Here is a 7,779-nt window from a genome sequence, read left to right as displayed (position 1 = left end):
CTCGTTACAAACGAGCGCAAGAAATTAAAAACGAGCGCAAGGAAAAATCAAAAATCGTCAGTCGTAATTCAAAAATAACCATGAAAGTATCAGTATTAGCAGAAACCTTAATAGGATCAGAAATTATAAAAATAGCAGGCGAAGTAAACCAAATGAAAGCTAAAGGAGCGCAAATTGCTAATTTAACTATTGGTGATTTTGATGCCCAATTATATCCTATTCCTGCTGAGTTACAAAGTAATATTGTTGACGCTTACGCTGATTTTCAGACGAATTATCCACCTGCTGATGGCGTTTTAACGTTAAGAGAAAGCGTTGCTGATTTCTTGAAAAGCAGAATGGGTTTAGATTACGCTGCAAAAAATGAAATTCTGATTTCTGGGGGTTCTCGTCCGCTCATTTACGCTACTTACCTAGCTTTGATTGATGCTGGCGATAAGGTCGTTTTCCCTGCTCCATCATGGAATAATAACCATTATGTACATTTATTAGGAGCCAATGGTGTAAGTGTGGCAACCTTACCTGAAAATAACTTTATGCCTACTGCTGCCGAGCTTCAACCACATCTAAAAGGTGCTAGTTTATTAGCATTATGTTCTCCGCTGAACCCAACAGGTACTATGTTTTCTGAGCAAGGCTTAAGAGAAATTTGTGAGTTGGTCATTGCAGAAAATAAAAGTAGAGCCGCAGGTGAGAAACCATTATATATTTTGTACGATCAGATTTATTCTCAATTAACTTTTGGTGAGCATCAACATGTAGACCCTGTAACCCTATTTCCAGAATTAAGAGATTATACGGTTTTTATTGATGGTAGCTCTAAATGTTTTGCAGCAACAGGTGTAAGAGTAGGCTGGGGTTTTGGCCCGGCAGAAATTATCGATAAAATGAAGGCTATTGTTGGCCACATGGGTGCTTGGGCACCAAAGGCAGAACAAGTTGCTATGGCAAAATATTTAAAAGATACTTTGGCTGTTGATACTTATTTGGGCGAATTTAAAACACGCATACAAAACAGTTTAGATACACTTTATAAAGGGATTAATACGCTTAAAAGTGAAGGTTTTGCAGTTGATGCAATTGAGCCTATGGGAGCTATCTATCTAACCCTTAAAATAGATTATTTAGGAAAAACTACACCTGAAGGAGAGGTCTTAAACTCATCTATAGATTTAAATTTTTATTTGATAAAAGAAGCTAATATTGCTTTAGTACCTTTTTCTGCTTTTGGTACGGATGATATGTGTTGGTACAGAGCATCCGTAGGAGCTTGCTCTGCTGATGAAATTGCAGCCAAAATTCCACAATTGAAAGAAGCTTTAGCTAAATTGAGATAAGCTGTTTTAGCTTAAGAATTTATTTTTATACTTATCAATAATGCTATTCATTTCTGGAGCAAGTTTAAGCATATAAATACTGCTTACATATACTGCTGTTATGATGCTTGAGCGTAAAATGATATCCCAAACAAAGAAAGATTGTTTTGGTAAGTAGCCGATGATAAATAGGGTAAACAAGCCTATCATCAGTATGAAAAGGTTATTTAAGCCCATAGGTTGCATCTTAAATTTAATCACCAAGAAAAGGTATCTGAAGAAATTAAATAATAGCGTAGCCAAAGCGGTAGCCATAGCAGAGCCGGTTATCCCCCAGATAGGGATAAAAATATAATTTGTTAAGATGGTGATGAAAATAAGTGCTAAAAAGAAGTATGTATCATACTTATAATATTTAGAAGTGGCAATGATAACACCATTAAAACCGGTTGCCATTTCTATTAAGCCAGATAAACTGATAAATAAAATCACATATTTGCCAGCCTCGTATTCTTTAGGAATCATCTCAAATACGTTATCAATATTGGCCCAAATGCCAATAAATATCAGCATAGCTATTAAAAGCTGATTGATACAACTTTTCTTATAAACAGATTTTATTCCCTCAATATCATCAACCTTCCATTTCTCGGCGATGATGATGCCACCAATTCTGTACATGATACGAGAAGGCATCAAAACTACAGTACCAAAAAATGCGGTAATACTGTATATCCCTGTTAAGGAAGTATTAATCATTTCATTAATCATGATTTTATCAATGTATTGAATAATCATGGTAGTGAAACCCGTAAGTACTGCAAATAAACTTACACTGCTCAGCATTTTAACCATTTCTGGATTTAAGAAAGCAAAATCGGGTTTAAGGTTAAAAGCTCTTTTTCGGTATAATTTGATGAATATCCATAAGGTAGGGATGAGATTTGCTAATACCCAAATCCACAGAAATAATGAGAAAGGCAGAGTAAAATATAGCATCAAACCCATGGCTATGGCCACTGTAAGTTTCTGTACAAATTCTTTAAGTGTTGAGCCTGTAACGGCATCTAATAAAGCTGTTCTGTTAAAAGTATCTAAGGCATTAAATAAAACTGTACCTAAAGTGAGTACCAGTATAACAGGCGTATAATCTTGAAAAAGTGTAGTGAAGTTACTTTCTACAGGTAATATAGATTTACCTAAGTAAAAAAGTAAGGTGAAAATTAAGAGTCCTACAAAAGGTATGGCAAATAGTAAAAACAAAAAACCATTATGGTTTTTTGTTTCGTCTCTAAAATAGGGGAAGCATCTGATGCTGGCGTTGAAAAAGCCTAAAGAACCTAATTGAGCTAATATCATGGTGAAAGACAGAATTAAATCTAGAATCCCGTTTTCTTCTGGCCCCAATCCGTGAGAACGTAAAACAGTAACACTAAAGAAACCAATAACTATTCCCAGATAAGAATAAATGCTTCCTTTTATGGTTTGTGAGCCAATGGTGCCTGTTTTATAAGATTCCTTTTTATCCAAGCTATTAACGATTAAATTTTTTCATCAGTAAATCCACATCAAGAAATAAATCTTTATGTTCTTTTAGCCAATCTAAATTTTGCTCCCACCATTTAAATTTCTGTAAAAAATCTATTTGCTCTTGAGCAAATCTGTATTTTATGAATTTTGCAGGTACACCACCAACAACAGTATATGGTTCTACATCTTTGGTAACTACGGCGCCTGAAGCTATAATAGCCCCATTTCCTATTTTTACACCAGATTTAATAATGACTTGTGCACCTATCCAAACATCGTTTTCTATAGTCGTTTCTTGATATTCTTGAAAAAGATCTTTTTCTACCAGTGTTAAACCAGATGCTTGACCAATGGTAGAATAAAATAAAGGATGACTAGATACGTATTGAGAACTAGGATGCGCACCTAAGCCTATACTTACATTTGGACCAATACAACAAAATTTGCCAATTTTAGCGTGTTGTACTAAAGTATTACGAGCCACATAGCTGAAACTATTTATACTTGTATTTCTAAGTCTGGTATGCTTATATATAGTGTTGTAATAACCAAAAGTACAACCACTAAGCTCTACCATATATTCTATTTTAAGATGCTTACCTCTATTTTTAAAAAGGTAAACAGCTTTGGTAAAGAGCCATCTTAGCCAAAGCGATATTGGGTTTAATAACAATGTTTCCATTAGGATATTTTTTTTCTTTCAAATGCGTCTATAAAAGAAACATGGCTGGCATTATATATAGTTGTATTGCAGTATTTAGCATATTTTTTGATATGCTCGTAACCTCTAAAAACTTTTGTCCAGTTTTCAAAAATTTCTGATACTTTAAAGGTTTCTTGTGTGTTCAAACCTTTGTAAAATGGTTTATAAGAAACTTGTTCACCCTCGCTATAAAAATGAACATTTTTTAAGCAAAGTATATTTTCATCATTAACAATTAAGTTTTCATGCCAAGTATGGTCGGCACCTATAAAATAAATCTCTTTATATTTTAAATTAATGGTTAGGAATAAGGATGCTACCAAAACATTTTGGCTTTGTGGCATGGCCAATTGTCGCTTAAATAAGTAATAAGCAATAGCATCAAAACCTTTAAAAATGGTGTAATTATAATATACCACTTTTACATATTCTGAGTTTAACGCTTGTACAAAAGCCGATTTCCGAGCTCTATAAGGGAAAAATAAGGTAATAGGCCAATTTGTTTTTTCTTTTATCGCAGTAAAAACTTTTTGTGGTAAAGGTAATTCGGTTTTCCATAATGCAGGGTCATGCATCACATAGTAGGCAGGTTTTAGCTGTTCATACTCTGATGTTAGTGCAAAAAGATTTACACAAACTAACGGATACTTAGTTAAATGATTTTGATATTCTTTTAATGAATTTGAAAGTGATGGACCGTTACCTAGAATAATACAGGTATGATGGGAAGTGGTTTTATGTATTTTTTGATTAAAACCAGAAATAAGGAATATTTTACAAAAAGAAAAAAATGTATTGATCAGATTGGAGAAAAACCAATGAAAGGATTTATAAATTTTTTCTAATTGTTGCATCAAGCACAAATTTAAAAATATTTAATTAGCTTTCCGCAGCTAATCAAAAGCTACTAAAAATAGGTTATGCAAAAGAAAAAACCTCTTTTATCAGTTATTACCATAGTTTTTAATGATGCAAAGCATATAGAGAGGACTATGCTTTCTGTTTTAAATCAAACTTATCCTCATATCCAATACATCATTATTGACGGTGCTTCTAAAGACGGAACGGTTGCTATCATTAAAAAATATCAGGATAGCTTATTTTATTTTAGCTCTGAACCGGATAAAGGTATTTATGATGCTATGAATAAAGGTTTAGCCAAAGCTACTGGGGATTATGTGCTTTTTATGAACTCTGGTGATGAGATATATGCTTTAGATACTGTAGAAAAGGTTTTCGCTTGCGCTGATGATGCGGATATTTATTATGGCGAAACTCTTCGTATTAATGAAAAGCTTGATAATTTAGGCCCTCGGAAACATCTTATACCAGAGCAATTCTCTTGGAAAAGTTTTAAATATGGGATGAATGTTGGCCATCAAGCTATTTATGTAAAGAGAGCTTTAGCGCAACCTTATGATTTACAATATCGCTTAAGCGGAGATATAGATTGGATTTTAAAAATCACTAAAAAAGCTAAACATATTGTAAACACCCAAATGTATGTAGCTAAATTTTTAGAAGGTGGAGCCTCTAAACAAAGGCAAAGAGAAAGTTTGAAAGAGCGTTACCTTATTCTTCAAAAATATTATGGTTTTTGGCCAAATATTTTCAATCACTTCATCATTACGATAAAAGCAATACTCAAAAAATAGTTTATAAAAGGTCTGTAAACAACAATCCCGATGTGGTTAGCATCGGGATTTTAGGTTTTTACTGGTTGGTTTAAGCTTTCAACTTTTGTATTCTCTCTTTAAAAAATGCAAAAGCTAGGATTAAAGATAATAGTATAGAACCAATTAACGAAATTTTTTCTCCAAAATAATAAGACTCTGGTTCAAATTTCCATTCTAAAGTATGATTTCCGCCAGGTAATTTGGCCGCTCTTAGTAAATAATTAGCTCTTATATATGGCTTTTCTTCACCGTCTATATATAATTTCCAGCCTTTAGGATACCAAATTTCTGAAAAAACAGCTAATGCACTTTTGCCAATAGAATATTCGTATTTAAGATGGTCTGGATGATAGCTTGTTAAATTAATTTTGCCATTAAAGCTGGTACCTAAATTTTTGTCATCTAGTTGTGTCTTAAATTCATCATGAATGATAGCCTCTTTTTTAGGGTCAAAAGAGCTGATCGCTACCATCTCTTCATCGTTATTTTTTACAAATTGTACCTTATCTACAAACCAAGCATTACCACAAGCAGTGCTATTTACCTGCATAGAAGTGTTTTGTCCATCTTTACCAGGTGTAATAAAGTATTTAGCATTCAGCATGTCTAAAACATCCTGATTCATGCTTGCCGTAAATTGCTTTTCAACAACTTCTTGGAACCTTTTAAGCTTAGCTGCATGGTAGCCGCCCACTGTTTTATGGAAATAAGAAGCATTAGCACTAGAAAAAGTTGGTATGGTTAAATCTAAAACCCTATAATGAGGGTCTTGGTCACGTAATATAAACTCATCTACCTCTCTGGTTTTAAATTGTTGATCAATAACCGCTTTGGTAACAAAGTTTTCGTTATTCAGGTAACGCTTATCAACAGCCCATAAATCTGTAACAATTAAAACTCCAATAGCCAATGTACCCAAAGTAGCATTAATTTTTTTACTGATGATTGCCCATAAAATACCTGCACCTATTGCAATAAATATTAAGGTTCTTAAGGCATCGGCTTTAAACAAGCTCATCCTATCTTCTACTAAAGATTGTGCAATGCTGTTGGCAAAAGACATGTCGCCAGTTACTTGGTTTAATTGGTTAATAAAATCCTGATGATTATCCGCTTTAAAGCTGAACAATAAAGTTGGTACAGCTAGTAAAACAATTACTATTCCACCTAAGATATAGCTGGTCTTTTTTAGAGCATTTAAGATTGTTTTCTGGTCTTTATCGGCTTTTAAAATCTCGGCGAAAGCCAAAATAGCTAAAATAGGAATACATAAAGAGGCGATAACTAAGGTAGACTCTACCGCTCTAAACTTGTTGTATAGCGGGAAGTAATCAAAAAATAAATCAGAAATAAGGCTGAAATTTTTTCCAAAGGATAAGAACAAGCTTAATAAAGTTGCACTTAATAACCACCATTTTAAACGACTTTTAACAATAAATAATCCTAAAACAAATAAGAAAAATACAAAAGCACCAAAATACCACGGACCAGAAGTAAATGGTTTTGGTCCCCAATATCCGGGTAATTGTTTAGCAAAATCTAAAGATTGATTGATGTCTATCCCTTTTGAAGTTAAATTTTTTACCACCTCAGATTTTTCATCTAATAATGATGCTGAACCGCCTCCGTAAGCATTAGGAATTAAGAAAGTGATAGATTCTCCAACTCCTTGGCTCCATTGGTAAGCATATTCTTTGTCTAAACCTGTGTTAGCAGGTGTATTTGTACTGGTTAAATTAGATTTTCCTCTGATAGATAATTGGCCATACTCATAGGTGGTCCATAACATGCTGGCATTGATAACCAAAGCAATAATTACAGCACCAGTTAAATAACCAATAGACTTGAAGAAACCTTTAGTAAGCTTTTGTTTGTAAGCATGATAAAATTCTATCCCTACTAAAATTAGCAAGGCTAAGAACAAGTAGTAAGTCATTTGGATATGATTAACCCTAATTTCTAGAGCTAAAAATAAGGCTGTTAAGGCAGCACCTATTAGATATTTACCCCTTAAGGTTAACAAAATACTGGCTAAAACCGGCCCAAAAAATCCTATAGCTAAAGCTTTATTGCCGTGTCCGGCTTCTAGGATGATGAAATTATAGGAGGAGAATGTAAAAGCCAATGCACCTATTACGGCAAGGTATACATTTAGATTTTTTTGTTTTTCATTATATAGTGCTAATAAAACACTAAAAAGAAAATAAGCACCCAGCATGTATAACATAGCCATATCTACCGGGTTTGGAAACAAAGCTCTATAGCTTGTCATGATATAGGTTGTAATATTTTTAGGATAGGTAGCCCAAATTTGGTAAGATGGCATCCCTCCAAACATACTATTTGTCCATAATGGTGCTTTACCATCTATTTCTTTGTACTTCATGATTTCCATTTGCATAGCTTTTGCTTGCGAAACATCATTTTGTACTAATATTTTACCTTGAAAAGCGGGTGTGAAATAGATAAAACATAAAATTACGAATACACCTATAACAGCCAAGTGTATACCATTCTTCTTAAACCAATTCATTTTATATAAAAGTGTTGAACA

At 33.4% G+C, this 7,779-nt stretch carries 5 protein-coding genes and 1 pseudogene; 2 read left to right on the top strand and 4 right to left on the bottom strand.

Annotated features, from left to right (window positions below; translation table 11 throughout):
* A partial coding sequence (locus B2745_RS04365) for a pyridoxal phosphate-dependent aminotransferase (RefSeq protein WP_349681771.1) occupies positions 1-1,337 on the top strand: 1,337 nt, incomplete at its 5' end.
* A 6-nt stretch (positions 1,338-1,343) separates the two neighbouring features.
* Here B2745_RS04365 and B2745_RS04360 read toward each other — a convergent pair.
* From B2745_RS04360 to B2745_RS04350, 3 genes and pseudogenes are all read right to left on the bottom strand, one after another.
* Positions 1,344-2,846 carry a lipopolysaccharide biosynthesis protein gene (locus tag B2745_RS04360; RefSeq protein WP_304064064.1) on the bottom strand — a complete coding sequence of 501 codons (1,503 nt, stop codon included), beginning with the start codon at positions 2,844-2,846 and terminating at the stop codon, positions 1,344-1,346.
* A 4-nt stretch (positions 2,847-2,850) separates the two neighbouring features.
* Positions 2,851-3,132 (bottom strand): annotated as a pseudogene (locus B2745_RS16975) (CatB-related O-acetyltransferase); the annotation flags it as partial.
* A gap of 395 nt (positions 3,133-3,527) precedes the next feature.
* On the bottom strand, positions 3,528-4,403 hold the full coding sequence (locus B2745_RS04350) for a 6-hydroxymethylpterin diphosphokinase MptE-like protein (RefSeq protein WP_304064062.1): 876 nt from the start codon (positions 4,401-4,403) through the stop codon (positions 3,528-3,530).
* A gap of 66 nt (positions 4,404-4,469) precedes the next feature.
* On the opposite strand from B2745_RS04350, the gene B2745_RS04345 reads away from it, so the two are divergent.
* Complete coding sequence (locus B2745_RS04345; RefSeq protein WP_304064061.1) at positions 4,470-5,204, top strand: glycosyltransferase family 2 protein; 735 nt, start codon at positions 4,470-4,472, stop codon at positions 5,202-5,204.
* Positions 5,205-5,274: 70 nt separating this feature from the next.
* On the opposite strand, the gene B2745_RS04340 is transcribed toward B2745_RS04345, so the two are convergent.
* Positions 5,275-7,758: a hypothetical protein gene (locus B2745_RS04340; protein WP_304064060.1), complete on the bottom strand. Its 2,484-nt coding sequence runs from the start codon at positions 7,756-7,758 to the stop codon at positions 5,275-5,277.
* Positions 7,759-7,779: the final 21 nt, after the last annotated feature.

Source organism: Pedobacter glucosidilyticus, from assembly GCF_002483235.1.
Taxonomy (GTDB): Bacteria; Bacteroidota; Bacteroidia; order Sphingobacteriales; family Sphingobacteriaceae; genus Pseudopedobacter; species Pseudopedobacter glucosidilyticum_B.
The sequence above is the reverse complement of the archived record's forward strand: the minus strand, read 5'-3'. Positions and strand labels throughout refer to the sequence as shown.

What these genes read in the sequence shown, in the direction of transcription:
- B2745_RS04350 (WP_304064062.1), bottom strand. Translation starts at nt 4,403, where the DNA reads ATGCAACAATTAGAAAAAATTTATAAATCCTTTCATTGGTTTTTCTCC.
- B2745_RS04345 (WP_304064061.1), top strand. Translation starts at nt 4,470, where the DNA reads ATGCAAAAGAAAAAACCTCTTTTATCAGTTATTACCATAGTTTTTAAT.
- B2745_RS04340 (WP_304064060.1), bottom strand. Translation starts at nt 7,758, where the DNA reads ATGAATTGGTTTAAGAAGAATGGTATACACTTGGCTGTTATAGGTGTA.